This window comes from Streptomyces sp. NPDC048612, assembly GCF_043199295.1.
In the GTDB taxonomy this organism is placed as follows: Bacteria; Actinomycetota; Actinomycetes; order Streptomycetales; family Streptomycetaceae; genus Streptomyces.
Genome location: NZ_JBICVV010000036.1, coordinates 14,488 through 29,780, shown reverse-complemented (window position 1 = coordinate 29,780; position 15,293 = coordinate 14,488). Strand labels below are relative to the sequence as shown.

The 15,293-nt window shown below is 70.9% G+C and carries 15 protein-coding genes; 8 read left to right on the top strand and 7 right to left on the bottom strand.

What is annotated here, in order from left to right; all coding sequences use genetic code 11:
• The first annotated feature begins 83 nt into the window (after window positions 1-83).
• A complete protein-coding gene (locus ACGFN2_RS33815) occupies window positions 84-920 on the top strand; it encodes a class I SAM-dependent methyltransferase (RefSeq protein ID WP_393366657.1) in 837 nt (278 codons plus the stop codon).
• 16 nt (window positions 921-936) lie between these two features.
• On the opposite strand, the gene ACGFN2_RS33810 is transcribed toward ACGFN2_RS33815, so the two are convergent.
• Window positions 937-1,797 carry a helix-turn-helix transcriptional regulator gene (locus tag ACGFN2_RS33810; protein ID WP_362609934.1) on the bottom strand — a complete coding sequence of 287 codons (861 nt, stop codon included), beginning with the start codon at window positions 1,795-1,797 and terminating at the stop codon, window positions 937-939.
• A 238-nt stretch (window positions 1,798-2,035) separates the two neighbouring features.
• Here ACGFN2_RS33810 and ACGFN2_RS33805 point away from each other — a divergent pair, with 238 nt between their 5' ends.
• On the top strand, window positions 2,036-3,043 hold the full coding sequence (locus ACGFN2_RS33805) for an aldo/keto reductase (RefSeq protein ID WP_393366654.1): 1,008 nt from the start codon (window positions 2,036-2,038) through the stop codon (window positions 3,041-3,043).
• A 231-nt stretch (window positions 3,044-3,274) separates the two neighbouring features.
• On the top strand, window positions 3,275-3,808 hold the full coding sequence (locus ACGFN2_RS33800) for an NUDIX domain-containing protein (protein ID WP_393366652.1): 534 nt from the start codon (window positions 3,275-3,277) through the stop codon (window positions 3,806-3,808).
• On the opposite strand, the gene ACGFN2_RS33795 is transcribed toward ACGFN2_RS33800, so the two are convergent.
• Window positions 3,786-5,120: a hypothetical protein gene (locus tag ACGFN2_RS33795; RefSeq protein WP_393366650.1), complete on the bottom strand. Its 1,335-nt coding sequence runs from the start codon at window positions 5,118-5,120 to the stop codon at window positions 3,786-3,788. The genes ACGFN2_RS33800 and ACGFN2_RS33795 overlap by 23 nt on opposite strands.
• A gap of 200 nt (window positions 5,121-5,320) precedes the next feature.
• Here ACGFN2_RS33795 and ACGFN2_RS33790 point away from each other — a divergent pair, with 200 nt between their 5' ends.
• From ACGFN2_RS33790 to ACGFN2_RS33775, 4 genes are all read left to right on the top strand, one after another.
• Complete coding sequence (locus tag ACGFN2_RS33790) at window positions 5,321-5,530, top strand: hypothetical protein (protein WP_393366648.1); 210 nt, start codon at window positions 5,321-5,323, stop codon at window positions 5,528-5,530.
• The gene (locus tag ACGFN2_RS33785; protein ID WP_393366646.1) at window positions 5,527-5,712 is read left to right on the top strand and encodes a hypothetical protein; all 186 of its coding nucleotides are present in this window, start codon (window positions 5,527-5,529) and stop codon (window positions 5,710-5,712) included. Before ACGFN2_RS33790 ends, ACGFN2_RS33785 begins: the two co-directional genes overlap by 4 nt.
• Before the next feature lie 131 nt (window positions 5,713-5,843).
• Window positions 5,844-6,806, top strand: a complete 963-nt coding sequence (locus ACGFN2_RS33780) for a radical SAM/SPASM domain-containing protein (RefSeq protein WP_393366644.1) — start codon at window positions 5,844-5,846, stop codon at window positions 6,804-6,806.
• A 105-nt stretch (window positions 6,807-6,911) separates the two neighbouring features.
• Window positions 6,912-7,268 carry a hypothetical protein gene (locus ACGFN2_RS33775; RefSeq protein ID WP_393366642.1) on the top strand — a complete coding sequence of 119 codons (357 nt, stop codon included), beginning with the start codon at window positions 6,912-6,914 and terminating at the stop codon, window positions 7,266-7,268.
• A 54-nt stretch (window positions 7,269-7,322) separates the two neighbouring features.
• On the opposite strand, the gene ACGFN2_RS33770 is transcribed toward ACGFN2_RS33775, so the two are convergent.
• The 5 genes from ACGFN2_RS33770 to ACGFN2_RS33750 form a co-directional block, all read right to left on the bottom strand.
• Complete coding sequence (locus ACGFN2_RS33770) at window positions 7,323-7,742, bottom strand: NUDIX hydrolase (protein WP_393366640.1); 420 nt, start codon at window positions 7,740-7,742, stop codon at window positions 7,323-7,325.
• 85 nt (window positions 7,743-7,827) lie between these two features.
• Window positions 7,828-9,204 (bottom strand): CHAD domain-containing protein, encoded by a 1,377-nt coding sequence (locus tag ACGFN2_RS33765; RefSeq protein ID WP_393366638.1) that lies wholly within the window; start codon window positions 9,202-9,204, stop codon window positions 7,828-7,830.
• A complete protein-coding gene (locus ACGFN2_RS33760) occupies window positions 9,167-11,449 on the bottom strand; it encodes an RNA degradosome polyphosphate kinase (protein ID WP_362609951.1) in 2,283 nt (760 codons plus the stop codon). The genes ACGFN2_RS33765 and ACGFN2_RS33760 overlap by 38 nt, the downstream gene beginning before the upstream one ends.
• A gap of 841 nt (window positions 11,450-12,290) precedes the next feature.
• Window positions 12,291-13,337 (bottom strand): ABC transporter permease, encoded by a 1,047-nt coding sequence (locus ACGFN2_RS33755; protein ID WP_393366636.1) that lies wholly within the window; start codon window positions 13,335-13,337, stop codon window positions 12,291-12,293.
• Complete coding sequence (locus ACGFN2_RS33750; RefSeq protein ID WP_393366634.1) at window positions 13,334-14,446, bottom strand: ABC transporter ATP-binding protein; 1,113 nt, start codon at window positions 14,444-14,446, stop codon at window positions 13,334-13,336. The genes ACGFN2_RS33755 and ACGFN2_RS33750 overlap by 4 nt, the downstream gene beginning before the upstream one ends.
• Window positions 14,447-14,539: 93 nt before the next feature.
• Here ACGFN2_RS33750 and ACGFN2_RS33745 point away from each other — a divergent pair, with 93 nt between their 5' ends.
• Entirely contained in the window at window positions 14,540-15,157 is a 618-nt protein-coding gene (locus ACGFN2_RS33745) for a GNAT family N-acetyltransferase (RefSeq protein ID WP_393366632.1), read from the top strand.
• Window positions 15,158-15,293 lie beyond the last annotated feature (136 nt).

The following is a 15,293-nucleotide window of genomic DNA, read 5'->3' as shown; positions in this document are numbered from 1 at the left end:
GCACTTTGCCAAAGCGTGACCAAGCGGGGCCCGCGGGACCTCGGCGGACCGTGCACCCGCGGCCACCCCATACTCTCAAGAGCATGGCCCGCCGCCCCTCCGTCCCCGCCGCCGCCCCGGCGACCGCACCGTCCCGACCCGTCGGAAACGCCACCCGCGGCACCACCAACCCCAACCGGCTGCGCCGTATGGACCGCTGGATCGCCGCGGAGCACGGCGCCGCGCTGCGCCGCGCCGCCGACCCCGTCGCGGTCGACCTCGGCTACGGCGCCGCCCCCTGGACCGCGGTCGAGCTGCTGGGCCGGCTGCGGACTGTCCGGCCGGACGCCCGGGTCGTCGGCGTCGAGATCGACCCGGCGCGGGTCGCGGCCGCGCGGGTCCACGAGCGGCCGGGGCTGGAATTCGTCCACGGGGGCTTCGAGGTGCCGCTGCCGGGCCGGGGGCCGCGGGCGCCGGTCCTCATCCGGGCGGCGAACGTGCTGCGGCAGTACGACGAGGACGAGGTGGCCGCCGTGTGGCGGCGGCTGTGCGGCCGGCTGGCGCCCGGCGGGCTGCTGGTCGAGGGCACCTGCGACGAGATCGGGCGGCGGCACGTCTGGGTGGCGCTGGGTCCCGAGGGCCCGCGCACGGTCACCTTCGCCGCCCGCCTCAGCGCCCTGGAAACCCCCTCCGACCTGGCTGAACGCCTCCCCAAGGCGCTGATCCACCGCAATGTTCCGGGTGAGCCGGTGCACGCCTTCCTCCGCGACTTCGACCGCGCCTGGGCCACCGCCGCCCCGCTGGGCGCACTGGGCGCCCGCCAGCGCTGGCGGGCCGCCGTGGCGGCGCTGGGCGTGGACTGGCCGCTGGCGGGTGACCCGCGGCGGCGCCGTCAGGGCGAGGTCACCGTGCGGTGGGAGGCGCTGGCCCCCAGGGGGTGAGGCCGGGCGCCGCGGCCTACGCGGTGAGCGCCGGCTCCGCCAGCGCCCCCAGCTCCCGGATGCGGCGCTCCGTCTCCGAGCCGACCGGGGCCGTGTACGTCACCAGCGCCTGGTCCGGATCGGTGCTCAGCCGGAAGCTCTCGAAGGTGACGAGCAGCTCGCCCACCCGCGGGTTCCGGATGCGCTTGGTGCCGCGCAGACACTCGTTCACCGACTGCGTCTCCCAGATCCGCCGGAATTCCGGGCTGTGGGCGAGGAGTTCGTTGACCACCTCGCAGATCCGCGGGTCGTCGGGGTGCCGGCCGCTGTCGGCGCGAAGATTGCCGACCATTTCCACGGCCTTGGCCTCCCAGTCCGGGTGCAGGGCGCGCGCCGCCGGGTCGAGGAAGACCAGCAGCGCGGTGTTCCGCCGCTCCGGGGCGAGCGCCTCCAGGTCGAAGGCGATCCGCCCGCCCAGCCTGTTCCAGGCCAGGATGTCCAGCCCGCGGCCGACCACCATGGCCGGGACGGTGTCCGCCATCGCGTCCAGGACCTGCTGGATCTCGGGGCGTACGGTCCGTCCGGGCGCCGGAACGGTGCAGTCCGCACCCGGCCGCCGGTGCACGGCGATGTTCCGCAGATACGTCACCTCGCCGCCGGACAGCCGCAGCGCCCGCGCGATGGCGTCCAGGACGGAGTCGGAGATGGCAGGCGCCCGCCCCTGCTCGATCCGGGTGTAGTAGTCGACGCTGATGCCGGCGAGCTGGGCGACCTCCTCGCGCCGCAGCCCGCGCACCCGGCGCCGGTTCACCCCGCCCGGCAGGCCCAGGTCGGCCGGGTCGAGCGCCGCACGGCGCGCCTTGAGGAACGCGCTGATCTCGATTTCCGCGTACAGCATCGGTCCAGTATGCGGCGCACGGCCGGTTGGGTGGTTCCCGCCGGCCCAGGTTGCGACGGGCCTGGTCCGCTCCCCATACGGACAGCAAGGTGGTGCCCGGAAGCCCCCGGGGCGCCCCCGGCGTCCGCTCCGGCACGCCCCCGGGGACGCCGTACGGGACTACCCCGAAACCTCGGCACTCCAAGGCCTCCACACCTCGACACCTCCCCACCTCGACACCTCGCAGAAGGAGCACCTCATGCAGCGCAGAATCCTCGGCGGCACCGGCATCTCGGTCAGCGAGTACGCGCTCGGCGCGATGATGCTCGGCGCCTGGGGCAACACCGATCACGACGACTGCGTACGGATCGTGCACCGTGCGCTGGACGCCGGCATCAACTTCGTGGACACCGCGGACGTGTACGCCGCCGGGGAGTCCGAGGAGATCGTCGGCAAGGCGCTCAAGGGACGCCGCGAGGATGTCGTCCTGGCCACGAAGGCCGTCAGCTCCATGGGGACGGACGCCAACCACAGCGGCAGTTCCCGGCGCTGGCTCGTGCGGGCGGTGGAGGACAGTCTGCGCCGTCTGGGCACCGACTACATCGACCTCTACCAGATGCACCGCCCCGACCCGGCGACCGATATCGACGAGACGCTCGCCGCGCTCTCCGACCTGGTACGCGCCGGAAAGGTGCGGGCCATCGGCTCCTCCACCTTCCCCGCCGAGCAGATCGTCGAGGCCCAGTGGACCGCCGACCGCCGCGGCCACTCCCGCTTCCGCACCGAGCAGCCGCCGTACTCGATGCTGGCGCGCGGCGTCGAGAACGCGGTGCTGCCGACCGCGCAGCGCTACGGCATGGGCGTGCTGACCTGGGGCCCGCTCAGCGCCGGCTGGCTGTCCGGCCGGGACCTCTCGGCCAGCTCCCGGGCCGGCCTGGAGAGCCAGAAGTTCGACCTCTCGATCCCCGAGAACGCCCGGAAGGCCGAGGCCGTCCACGCCCTCTCCGAGGTCGCGGCGGAGGCGGGCCTGCCCCTCCCCCACCTGGCCACCGCCTTCGTCCGCTCCCACCCCGCCGTGACGTCCGTGATCATCGGCCCGCGCACGCTCGACCAGCTCGACAGCATGCTCACCGGCTCCGAGGTGACCCTGGACGCGGACATCCTGGACCGCATCGACGCCATCGTCCCCCCGGGCACCGACCTCAACCGGGCCGACAACTACTACCTGCCGCCGGCCATCACGGACGCTTCGCTGCGGAGGCGGTGAGGGGGGTGGGGCGGGTGCGGTCCCGCCCCGTTCTCAGCCACGCTCGACCGCGCATCACACGCACGTTCAGCGCGTTGACCCACTCTCCAGCCCGGTAATCCTGCCGTTGCCCGAACTCGTCTCGCAGGGACCGGAGTCCATGAGTGACGTCATACGACGAGGAATCCCTTGCCCAGCTCGCGGGCGGCTCCTCTGAGATGCTTGGCCCCCACGCGAGAAGGGGCGGCATCCATGCTGTGGAAGACCCATGGGGAACGGCAGATCTACACCAACCAGTGGGTGAACCTGTGCCTCGTCGATGTCGAACAGCCGGATGGGCGACGCTGGGAGCATCACGTCGTACGTCTGCGTCACCTGGCCGTAGCCGCAGTGGTCAATGAACGCCATGAAGTCCTGATGATGTGGCGGCACCGATTCATCACGGACTCCTGGGCATGGGAGTTGCCCATGGGTCTGATCGAGGCGGGCGAAACGCCGGAGGAGGCAGCGGCTCGGGAGGTGGAGGAGGAGACCGGCTGGCGTCCCGGCCCGATGAAGCCGTTGATCTATGCGGAGCCGGCGAATGGAATCACCGACTCCCAGCACTACGTGTTCCGGGCAGACGGCGCGACGCACATCGGCCCGCCCACGGAGAAGAACGAGTCCGACCGTATCGAGTGGGTTCCCTTGGAGCGGGTGCGCGGAATGATCGACCGCCGTGAGGTCGTCAGCAGTGGTTCGCTCGTCGGTCTGCTGTATGTCCTCATGGAAGAGTCGATCCGCTGACGCCCGAGGGAACTACCTGCCGCAACTGCGAGTCGAAGGCTACTGCGGCAGGTTCAGCGCGGTATGGCGTCAACTGCAGTGAGAATTCCCGCAGATGTCCGGTGACCCGTTCGGATGTCACCACCGAGGCAGGGGTGAGGGCATTCACGGCCGTGTGACACGCCTGCTCTAATTTTCCCCGCTGAAGCTGCGTACGGGCCAGCCAGATTGCGTGAAAGGCGCGACCGCGCTGGTTGGTACTGCGCTCCGGGTGAAGCGCTTGGGCCATGAGGGGTTCCGCAACACCCGCCTCGCCCAATTGGGCGTGCGCGATACCGGTATCCACGGTGAGCTTGTGCTCATCGAAGTACATCACCCACGACGGGTCGGAGTCGCTTTCGGAGATCCGCTCGAACTGTCGGTGCGCCTCACCGATAGCTGCATGCGCCCCACTGCGGCTGCCCAGGGTGGCATGGGCGAAGGCCTCTCGCATAGACAGCATGGACAGCACGCGGGGAGTGCCACTGGCCCGTGCGTGGTCCTGAGCCGCGGCAGCCAGGGCAAGGGCATCCGTCGGTCGGTCCTGATATGTGGCTTGCAGGCTCATACAGGCCAATACGTTGGCCATGAACTGGCGGTCGTCAACGTCCTTCGCAAACCCCAATGCCTGGCCGAAATAGAGGCGGGCTTGACTGAACTGACGGGCGTCGAAATAGGTCCATCCAGTAAGTCGTGACAATTCAGCTGCCACGCCCAGGAGTTCACGCCGGACGCCGCCTCCGCGACATTGCGTGAGCAGGCTCTCGACGTAGCGAAGCTGCCCGACAACGGCCGGACGCAGGGCTTCGCCGCCATGTTCGTCATCACGGCGCCAGTAATCTTCGATGGATGACCGGAGCGCTTGCGCAGTCAATGTACTGGGGCTGGCGCACGCGACCGATGCAAGGGTGTCCTCTACATCGTGCGTGGGCACTGAGCCGACGGGAGCCAGCTCAGTCCGGCGCGAGGAAGGCTCTCGGTCAGTTGCGTAAGGTGCTGGCGGCGACTCCCATGCACGTGACGAAAGTCCGAGCATGTGCCCAGGAATCCGCAGGCCATCCGAGATGCGCTCGACGACGTCCATGTGCAGCAACCTGCGCCTATCGGACATGACCTCGCCGACACGGCTCGGAGTCAGATCGCAGCGCCTGGCGATCATCGAGGGATAGATCCCGGCATGCTTCTTGACCATTCGGAAGACGCGAGCGAAGTCGCGCAGTCGACACGCCTCGATCATCTCCGGATCTGTGAGGAGCCGGACGGGAAGTTCTGGCGGATGGGGTGACTCGGGCATCGGACACGCTCCAGCGGAATGCTGATCTACGGATCGTAGCTGCTCCATGACCTCAAGTGATGTTACCCAAGTTGGGTAATCAGTCTGACCTTTCAGCAGCACCGCTCAAATCGCCACTCTGATGCGCATGCCCCGTCCATGTCCGCCCCTGGCGAACGATCCGACGAGGCCATCCCCCGACCCCGAGGAGGAGACACGTTGTGATCTCACACATCACGATTGATCAGCGGGACATCGCCTATGACTTCCGCGCCCAACAGGCCGCGCTGTCTGTGACCATCCACCACCGCGACGGCGCCACGGAACCATCCTTGCTCGTCATGGACCCGGGCCAGGTGGAGCTGTACGCCATCCAGTTGGACCGGGCGATTGCTGAGCGGAAGAGGGCGCAGGAAGGCGCCTCGCGGTGAATCCCCTTCCCGAGGTCGGTGACGAGGTGGAATACGAGGGCCGCCGGGCGATCGTGACCGACATCTGCCAGGGCATCTACCTGCTGCGACATGGGCCGCGCGTGTGGCCCGCTTCGGAGGCCACAGGACTGCGGGTCATTCGGACGCGGGCACAGCGGAACACGGACGGTGACTCCCGGTGAGAGATTCCCGCACGCATAGCTGAGGGCAGTCGGCCAGCGGCGGGCTGCCGGCCGGCCCCGCAAAGCGACTGCCACCCCCAACCACAAGGGCCTCGTCCCCGCTGCTCCCCGCACAGACCACAGGAGATGTCATGTCGTTACTCACCCCGCGATTCGTCTGGTTCGAAATCACCGGTTTCTGCAATCTCAACTGTCGGCACTGTTATGCCGACTCGTCTCCGCAGGGGGACCACGGCACGATGGCGCTCGACGACTGGTTTCGTGTCATCGACGAACTAGCCTCCCTCGGAACCGAACACGGGCAGCTCATCGGCGGCGAACCCACCCTGCATCCGAACTTCCCGGAGATCGTCAGGCACGCCCGTGCCCGTCATCTGCAAGTTGAGGTCTTCAGCAACCTCACACACGTCACCGAAGAAGCGTGGGAAGCACTACGGATGCCGGGCGTCAGCCTGGCCTTCAGCTACTACTCCGATAGCGATGACGACCACGACGACGTGACGGAGAACCGCGGTTCCCGGCACCGCACTCGAGTCAACATCGACCGTGCCAAGGCATTCGGCATCCCGATGCGCGGCAACGTGATCAATGTTCTGGAGGGCCAGCGCGGCATGGAAGGACGTCGCGAACTGTTGGATATCGGGATGCGTGACGTACGTACCGACAACATCAGGCCATTCGGCCGGGCCTCACAGGGCGCTGCCCCGGACATCAAGAAGCTGTGCGGCAGGTGTGGCCGGAACAAGCTCGCCATTTCCCCGACCGGAGACGTGTGGCCATGCGTGTTCGCCCGCTGGATGCCCGTCGGCAACGTGCACGAGCGAAGTATTCGGGAGATCTACAGCGGCGTGCCCATGCAAGGCGCGCGGGCGGAGCTGGCCTGCGCCTTCCCAGAGAAGGCCACGACCGGTGGCGACCCGAGTTGCCTGCCGGACTGCGGTCCGAGCTTTGAAACCTGCGCGCCGCAGCTCGCTTGCGCTCCAGATGCGGCCTGCGGCCCGACCGAAGAGTCGGGCCAGTTGACACCCCCGATCACGTCGCCGCATCGGTCGGTGCGGTACCGCAGTCCGTACGTCGCAGGTACTGACTGCTGACGCCCTACCGCATTCCAAGAGAGAAACATCTGGCGGATCTCTCCCGGCTGGGACGCATCCAAGTAGCGTGAGTGCGTCCCAGTTCTCGGACGCTCGGAGTACGTCATGAGCACCCCCACCACTCTCACGCTGTACCTGGCGCGACGCGACGCCTACACCGCCTTTCTGAGCGCGGCCGACCAGGAATCGTCCGTGTGCTACTGGGAGGCTGAGGAGCGCTACGAGACGCCGGAAGCGGCCGTCACCGCGCGCGATGAGGCCTACGCCGTGACGCGCGACGCCTTCAACCGGATCACGGTCGAACCCACTGGCCCCCACAAAGAGGCTGAGGCCCTCGTGGAACAGCTTCGTTGTCTAGGGCGAGCCGACACCCAGGAACAAGACTGGGTGTCGTTCAAGAAGGCACGCGAGGTGTTTGTGAACGCATGCCGGATGCACCTCAAAGAAGTGCTGAGTTCCTGACCCACAGCAATCCGTTCAATACCGGACGGCGCCCACTGAGCAACGGGCCAGACCTCACGCCACATGCAAAGCCGCCAACAGCGCGTCCACCAGCGGCCGGTCGCGTTCCTGGGTGAGGCGGTGGCGGGCCTCCGTGGGGGAGAGCCAGGCCAGGCGGTCCACTTCGGTGTTGGGGGTGAAGGCGCCGGCGAGGGCCTCGGCGGCCCAGTAACGGACCGTCTTGGGGCGGCCGTTGGCGTAGTAGTAGGACGTGGGGAGGGGGGCGTCGGGGCGGCAGTCCATGCCGGTTTCCTCCGCCACCTCGCGTACGGCTCCGGCCAGGGCGCCCTCGCCGCGTTTCAGCTTGCCCTTGGGGTGCGACCAGTCGTCGTACTTGGGCCGGTGGACCAGGGCGATCTCCAGGCCCTCGTCCGTCGTCGCGCGGCGCCACAGGACGCAGCCCGCGGCCCGTACCGGCTTCTGGGGGGAGGTCACCTCGGCGCTCCTTTGCATGCGGTCGTCACGGCCATCCTCCCCGTCCCGGCCGTCTCCCGTCCGCGTGTTCATGGTCCGTGTCTCCTCAGCCCTTGCGGTCCGGGGTCCGGGGCAGCCAGACGCGGCCGAAGGCGAAGCGGGCCGCCTCGACCTCGTGTCGCTGGTCGGCGTGGAGCACGCCCAGGGCGTAGGCGGTGGCGGGGGCGATACGGGGGGTGCGGGCCGCGGTGGCGGCTGCGGCGGCGGCCTCGGCGGCGTCTCGGTGCCACTCCAGGGCCCGGCCGGCCTCCGCGAGCCGGAGGTCGCCGGTCTCCGGCGCGAGCAGCTCGCGGGCGTAGCGGCTGAGCCGCACCAGCATCCGGACCTGGTGCCAGGGCGCGTCCTGGCGCTGGTCGGCGGCGAGCGCGGCGGCGTTGTACGGGTAGCCGGCGCGGGACAGCGGGAGTGCGGCGACCGCCTCCGTGAGCCGTCGGTGCGCCTGCTCGGCGAGCGGCGGCAGGGCCTCGGCGGCCGCCAGCTCGGCGGTCCTGGGGGCCAGTGGCACCTCGGAGGCGAGCACCGCCACGGAGTCGGCGACGGCGTGGAAGCGGGAGGAGCCCAGGGCCTGCAGCGCGGCGGAGTGCGCGCGGGTGCGGGCGAGGGTGAGCTGGCGGTCCAGCAGCGCCCCGGCGCGCGCCGCACCGGCCGACAGTGCGCCGTCGGGGTCCGGGTCGGTGGAGGGAGCGGAGGGGGTGGCGGAGGTGGGGGCCGGGGACTTGGACGGGCGGTCGCCGCGTTTGGGGCGTTCGGTCCGGCCGGGGCGGTCGCCGCGTTCGGGGCCGCGGCCGGTGAGGCGCTGGAGGGCCGCCATCAGCCGTTCGCGGCGGGCCGCGCAGGCCTGTTCGCGGGCCAGGGTGCCGGACAGCCAGCCCAGTTCGGAGCGGAGCTGGTCGGCCCAGTCCTCCTCAGTCAGCGGCCGGAAGGTGTGCAGGGTGGCGCTGATCCGGCGGGCGGCGCGGCGCAGCTGCCGGGCGGCCTCACCGGCGCCCTCGGCGTCCGAACCGCTCTCCCGGTGCAGCCGCAGACTGCGCAGGAAGTCCGCGGACTGCTGGTGCAGGTAGGCGGCGAGCACCTCGTCGGCCGTACGGGAGCCGAGGCCGTCCTCGGTGTCGGGACCGGGGCCGAGGCCGTGGTCACCGCCGGGGCCGTGGTCACCGTCGGGGCCGCTGCCACCGTCCGTGGCGCGGTCGCGGTCCCTGCCGCGGTCGCCGCCGCCGTCGTCGCCGGCGCGGGCGGCCGTCACCGGTCCGTACGCGGCGTCGTCCGGCCCGTACGTGCCGTCGGGCCCGCCGTACGGCGCGTCCACCACCGCGGAGCGGGCTCCGGGGGTCCGGCCGGGCTCGTATCCGATTCCGAGGAGACCCGCCGGCCCTCCGGTCGGCTGGTCATGTCGCTGGGCCACGCCGGCGCCTCCGGGCGTCAATGAGCATTTCCTGTACGTTGCGCAGCGGCGCGCCGTCCGCGTCCACCGCCTGCCGGGTCCAGTCACCGTTCTCGCCCAGATGCCAGGACGAGGTGGAGTCCGAGGTCCCCATCTCCAGCAGCCGGTTGAGGGAGGCCCGGTGTGCCGGGTCGGTGACCCGCACCAGCGCCTCGATCCGGCGGTCCAGATTCCGGTGCATCATGTCGGCGCTGCCCAGCCACACCTCGGGCTCCCCGCCGTTGCCGAAGATGAAGACCCGGGAGTGTTCGAGGAAGCGGCCGAGAATGCTGCGGACCCGGATGGTCTCGCTCAGACCGGTGACACCGGGCCGGAGCGCGCAGATGCCGCGGACCCAGATGTCGACCGGCACACCGGCCTGGGAGGCGCGGTAGAGCGCGTCGACGACGACCTCGTCGACCATCGAGTTGACCTTCATGCGGACGTAGGCGGGCCGACCCGCGCGCTGGTTCGCGATCTCCTTGTTGATCCGCTGGATCAGGCCGTCCCGCAGGGACTTGGGGGCGACCAGGAGACGGCGGTAGGTCTCGCGGCGCGAGTAGCCGGAGAGCCGGTTGAAGAGGTCGGAGAGGTCGGCACCGACCTGGGGGTCGGCGGTCAGCAGCCCGAGATCCTCGTAGAGCCGTGCCGTCTTGGGGTGGTAGTTGCCGGTCCCCACATGGGAGTAGCGGCGCAGCATCTCGCCTTCCTGACGGACCACGAGCGAGAGCTTGCAGTGCGTCTTGAGGCCGACCAGGCCGTAGACGACATGGCAGCCGGACTCCTCCAGCTTCCGCGCCCACTTGATGTTGGCCTGCTCGTCGAAGCGGGCCTTGATCTCGACGAGGACGAGGACCTGCTTGCCGGACTCCGCGGCGTCTATCAGGGCGTCCACGATCGGTGAGTCGCCGGAGGTGCGGTAGAGCGTCTGCTTGATCGCGAGCACGTCCGGGTCGGCGGCGGCCTGTTCCAGGAAGGCCTGCACGGAGGTGGAGAAGGAGTCGTAGGGGTGGTGGAGGAGGACGTCGCGGGAGCGCAGGGCGGCGAAGATGTCGGGTGCGGAGGCGGACTCCACTTCGGCCAGGTCGCGGTGGGTGCCCGCCACGAACTTGGGGTACTTGAGCTCAGGCCGGTCCAGGGCGCCGATGCCGAACAGGCCGGTCAGATCCAGCGGGCCGGGCAGCGGGTAGACCTCGGCGTCGGAGATCTTCAGCTCCTGGACCAGCAGGTCGAGCACGGCCGGGTCGATGGACTCCTCGACCTCCAGACGGACCGGCGGCCCGAAGCGCCGCCGCATCAGCTCCTTCTCCAGCGCCTGGAGGAGGTTCTCCGCGTCGTCCTCCTCGACCTCCAGGTCCTCGTTGCGGGTCACCCGGAACATGTGGTGCGCCCGCACCTCCATGCCCGGGAACAGCTCCTCCAGGTGGGCCGCTATGACGTCCTCGATGGGGACGTAGCGCTGCGGGGAGGCCTCCAGGAAGCGGGAGAGCAGCGGCGGCACCTTGACCCGCGCGAAGTGGTCGTGGCCGCTGACCGGGTTGCGTACGACGACGGCGAGGTTCAGCGAGAGGCCGGAGATGTACGGGAAGGGGTGCGCGGGGTCCACCGCCAGCGGCGTCAGCACCGGGAAGATCTGCTGACGGAAGAGGGTGAACAGGCGGGCCTGCTCCTTCTCGGTCAGCTCGGGCCAGCGGATCAGATGAATGCCCTGGTCGGCCAGCTCCGGGGCGACGTCCTGCTGGAAGCAGGCGGCATGCCGGGCCATGAGCTCGCGGGAGCGCGTCCAGATGAGGTCCAGCACCTCACGGGGCTGCAGCCCGGAAGCAGAGCGGGTGGCGACGCCGGTGGCTATGCGGCGCTTCAGTCCCGCGACCCGGACCATGAAGAACTCGTCCAGGTTGCTGGCGAAAATCGCCAGGAAATTAGCCCGTTCGAGGAGGGGGGTGGCCGGGTCCTCGGCCAGTTCCAGCACCCGCTCGTTGAAGGCCAGCCAGCTCCGCTCGCGGTCCAGGAACCGGCCGCTGGGCAGCTCCTCGCCGTCCGCGCCCACCACGCCCTCGTCCTCGTACGCGTCGGGATCGGCGTCCAGGTCGGGCTCCAGGCCGGGCACCGTGCCCCGGACCGCGTGCGGGCGGTGCGCAGCGATCGAGCCCACGGAAGGCTGGGCCGAGGGGGCCGGGGCCTGCGGGGGCTTCGTGGTGGGCACCTCGGGCTGGGCCGGTGCCTGAGCGCTGGGCTGCTGGTTCATGGCCTTATTCTTCCGCGTTCCGGGGGTTCCAGGCGCGTCGGAAGGTGGCGGCGCGAGACGGAGCCTCGGGTTCGGGACGTTCGGCACAGCGGGCTGCATTCAGCGATGCTCGCAAGCGACGTTGAATCGCCGGTAACGCGGATATGGCGGACAGGCAAGCGGGGTGTTGCCCCCAGGGGTGTCCGGACCGGCCGGGCCCGCTGCCACGCCGGGGCGGCGAGGCGGGGAGTCCGGGACCGGAGGCCGCACGGCGGGCCGCGTCCCTTGTGATTCCCGCTGGACTGTCTTTGTAACACGTGCGGTGGGGCGGGAGAACTTTCCGGCTTTCCTGATCAAGGAATGGGGAGCGGTGAGGGCGGGGAATACGGGCGGAAGGCGGGTGGGGAATGCGGGCGGGGAATTCGGCTCGGCGGAATGTGATCGGGTGGAATGTGATCGGGTGGAATGTGACCCGGTGGGGTGCGATCCGGTGCGCTGCGGGCTCCGGCAGGGGAATGTGGTCGAGGCGCCCGGGAGTCCGTGTTCTGCGGCGCTTCGGTTGGGCGAGCCGTGCAGGCTGGGGGCTGTCCTTCCGGGGAGGACCGGCGTCACTGCCGGTTCGCGGCCGCACGGTACGGGCCGGTGGCCGTGAGGCGCCGCCCCCGCGCGCCTTTCCCTCCCCTCCCACCGGAGCCGGAATTCCCTGAGCGCGGAATGCCACGGCGACCACCACGGCGAATGCCACGGCGAATGCGACGACGGGCGGGAGGGGAACGGAATGGCCGGACGGCCCGGGAATGGCCAAGAGGGGCGATCAAGGATCGCCCCTCTTGGCCCGCCACCGGCCTCCCCCGGCCGCCTTTCAGCCGTGCCGGCGCCGCATGACCCGGAAGGCGATCACGGTCAGCGCGGCCGCCAGGGCGAGCACGATGCCGCTCTCGATCCACGCCAGCGGCCAGTGGTGCGACGCCGGCTGGTAGTCCATGTACTGACCGACGACGCCCCGTGCACGCAGGCAGGACTCGTAGTCGCCGAAGGAGTCACAGACGTTGTCGGGCAGATGGGCGCCGGAGCGGGTGTAATGCCCCTGCCCCACCAGCCAGGCGTTGTCCGGCAGCTGGGCCGCCTCCTCGGGCCCGAACTCGGCGGTCCTGATCGGCATCAGATACGGCCTGATCTGCTTCAGCACGAAGGGTGCCAGGATCATGGCGCCCAGCGTCACGCCCATGGTCGGCACCGTACGGCGCAGCAGCAGACCGGCCAGCACACCGACCGCCAGGCCCAGCAGCGCGTAGGCGACCGGCACCGGGCCGAGGACGGCGAAGTCGGTGGTCGAGTACCAGTAGGCGCCGGAGACCTCGTCGCCTGCGGCCTGCCACATCCAGGTGAACACCGCCGAGAGCGCCGTGACACCGCTCAGCACGACCAGCGCGGGCAGTGCGGCCTTCGCCGCCAGCCAGCGCAGCGGGCCGACCGACTGGGTCAGCACGAGCTGGTGGGTGCCGGCCTCCAGCTCGCGGGCGATCAGCGGTGCGCCGAGGAACAGGCCGATCAGCACGGGCAGCAACAGCAGCCCCATCTCGGCGAGTTGCAGGGCCCAGCCGTAGGTGCCGCGGAATTCGGTGACCGCCTCCTGGGTGCCCTCGCAGCGCGGGACGAGGGAGATCAGCGAGCAGCCGTCGATGTGGTGGGACGCGATGAACCCGGCCATCCGGCCGCGCAGGACCACGCACCAGGCCGCGCCGCCGACCACTGCGGCAAGCAGCAGGCCGAAGAACAGCCGGTGCTGCCGCCAGACCAGCCAGCCGAGACCGCGCAGCCGTCCGCGGCCGCCCGGCTCCCGGCCCGCGCCGGGACCGCCCGTGACGGGACCGGTCCCGTTCGCCCCGAGGTGTGCTGTGGTGGTCATGCCGCCGCTCCCTTGCCGCTGTGTTGGGTGTGCCGTGTGCGTGCCGGGCCGTCCGGCGGGTTCTTCCAGGTGTTGCGCCGGCCGGCCGGGCCGGGCGGTCCGTTGCGCGGCATGCCGGGGATGCCGGGCTTGTGGCCGGGCCGGCGGCGCGGTGGCGCCGGGGCCGGCTCCGCGCTCGGTGCGATCAGGCCGGGCGCGTCGTGCGCATCGGGCGCGCGCAGATAGGCGAGCAGGAGTTCCTCCAGGGACGGCTCGGCGACCTCCCAGGGACCGGTGGCGACCGGGCCCTTCCGCCGTACGACCGCGGTGAAGTGACGCCCCGACAGCTGTGCCTCGACGACCGGATGCGCGGCGATCTCGGGCGGCAGTGCCTCGCCCCGGCGCTGCCCCATCACCAGGGCGTGCGCCCCGATGACGTCATCGACCTCGCCCGCGAGCCGCACCCGGCCGCCGCTCAGCACCAGCACGTGGTCACAGACCCCGTCGAGCTCGGCGAGCAGGTCCGAGGACAGCATGACCGTGGTGCCGTGCTCGGCGGCCTGGGCCAGCAGCAGTGCGGTGAGCCGGTGCCGGGCGAGCGGGTCGAGACCGGCGAACGGCTCGTCGAGCAGCAGAAGTTCGGGGCGCCGGGCGAAGGCGAGGGCGAGCGCGAGCCGGGTGCGCCGGCCGCCGGAGAGAGTACCGACCCGGGCGTCGAGCGGGAGGTGGCCGTCCCGGACGATCCGTTCGGCGCACCGCCCGCTCCAGCGGCCGGGGTTGAGTTCGCGGCCCAGCCGCAGGGTCTCGGCGACCGTCAGCCGGGGGTAGAGCGGCTTGTCCTGGGCGAGGTGGGCGACCCGGACGCGGGCCGGGGCGGCAGCCGGGGACTCGCCCCAGACCCGTACGGACCCTTCGCGGGGGCGGGTCAGCCCGGAGACGAGCGAGAGCAGGGTGCTCTTGCCCGCGCCGTTGGGCCCGACCAGCGCGCAGATACGGCCGGCCGGCAGCCGGAAGGTGCAGTCGCGCAGCGCCCAGCGGCGGCGGTACCGCTTGCCGAGGCCGACCGCCTCGACGGCCGTACGCCCCGAAGCCGCCCGGCCGGTCGCCTGATCCATGGCCATCGGCCGCATCCCGCCCCCCCTTGATGCATTCCACTAATTAAGTAGTGAAAGGGTGGGGGAAATGGGCTGCGGCTGTCAACCTCGGCTGTCTACGCTCCCGGCGTGGCCACCTCTTCCGCACCCGCGACGCCGCCCCTGCCGTACACCCCCGCCTATCCGCTACGCACCGAGCGCCTGGACCTGCGCCCCGTCACCGACGAGGACTTCGCGGCGATCCACGCCTACCAGCGCCTCCCCGAGGTCTGCCGCTACCTCTACTGGGGCCCGCTCGACGAGGCCGGCTCCCGGGCCTCCGTCGCCGCCAAGGCCGCGCGGACGACGCTGCACGAGTCCGGGGACGTCCTCCAGCTCGCCGTCGTCGTCCGGGACGGGGGCGCCCTGATCGGCGATGTCACCTTCGTCTGGACCAGCCGCGAGCACCGCCAGGGCGGTATCGGCTATGTCTTCCACCCCGGCCACGCCGGCCACGGCTACGCCACCGAGGCGAGCCGGGCGCTGCTGAAGCTGGGCTTCGAGGAGCTTCGACTGCACCGCATCCAGGCCGAGTTGGACGGCCGCAACACCGCCTCGGCCCGGCTGCTCGAACGGCTCGGGATGCGCCGGGAGGGCCATCTGCGGGAGAACGAGTTCCTCGACGGGGAGTGGAGCGACGAGGTCGTCTACGCGATGCTCGCGCGCGAGTGGCGCGACCAGCAGGAGGAGGAGCGGCGGCGGGAGTAGGCCGGCGCCGCAGAAACGGGGAACGCGGTGGAGGGGGCCGCCCCCTCACGGGACCGCCCCCTCCACCACGCTCCGGCGCACGCCCGGCCTCCGGCCGCCGCGCTCAGGGCCCGAGCCGCGCCCAAGCCCTCCGCCG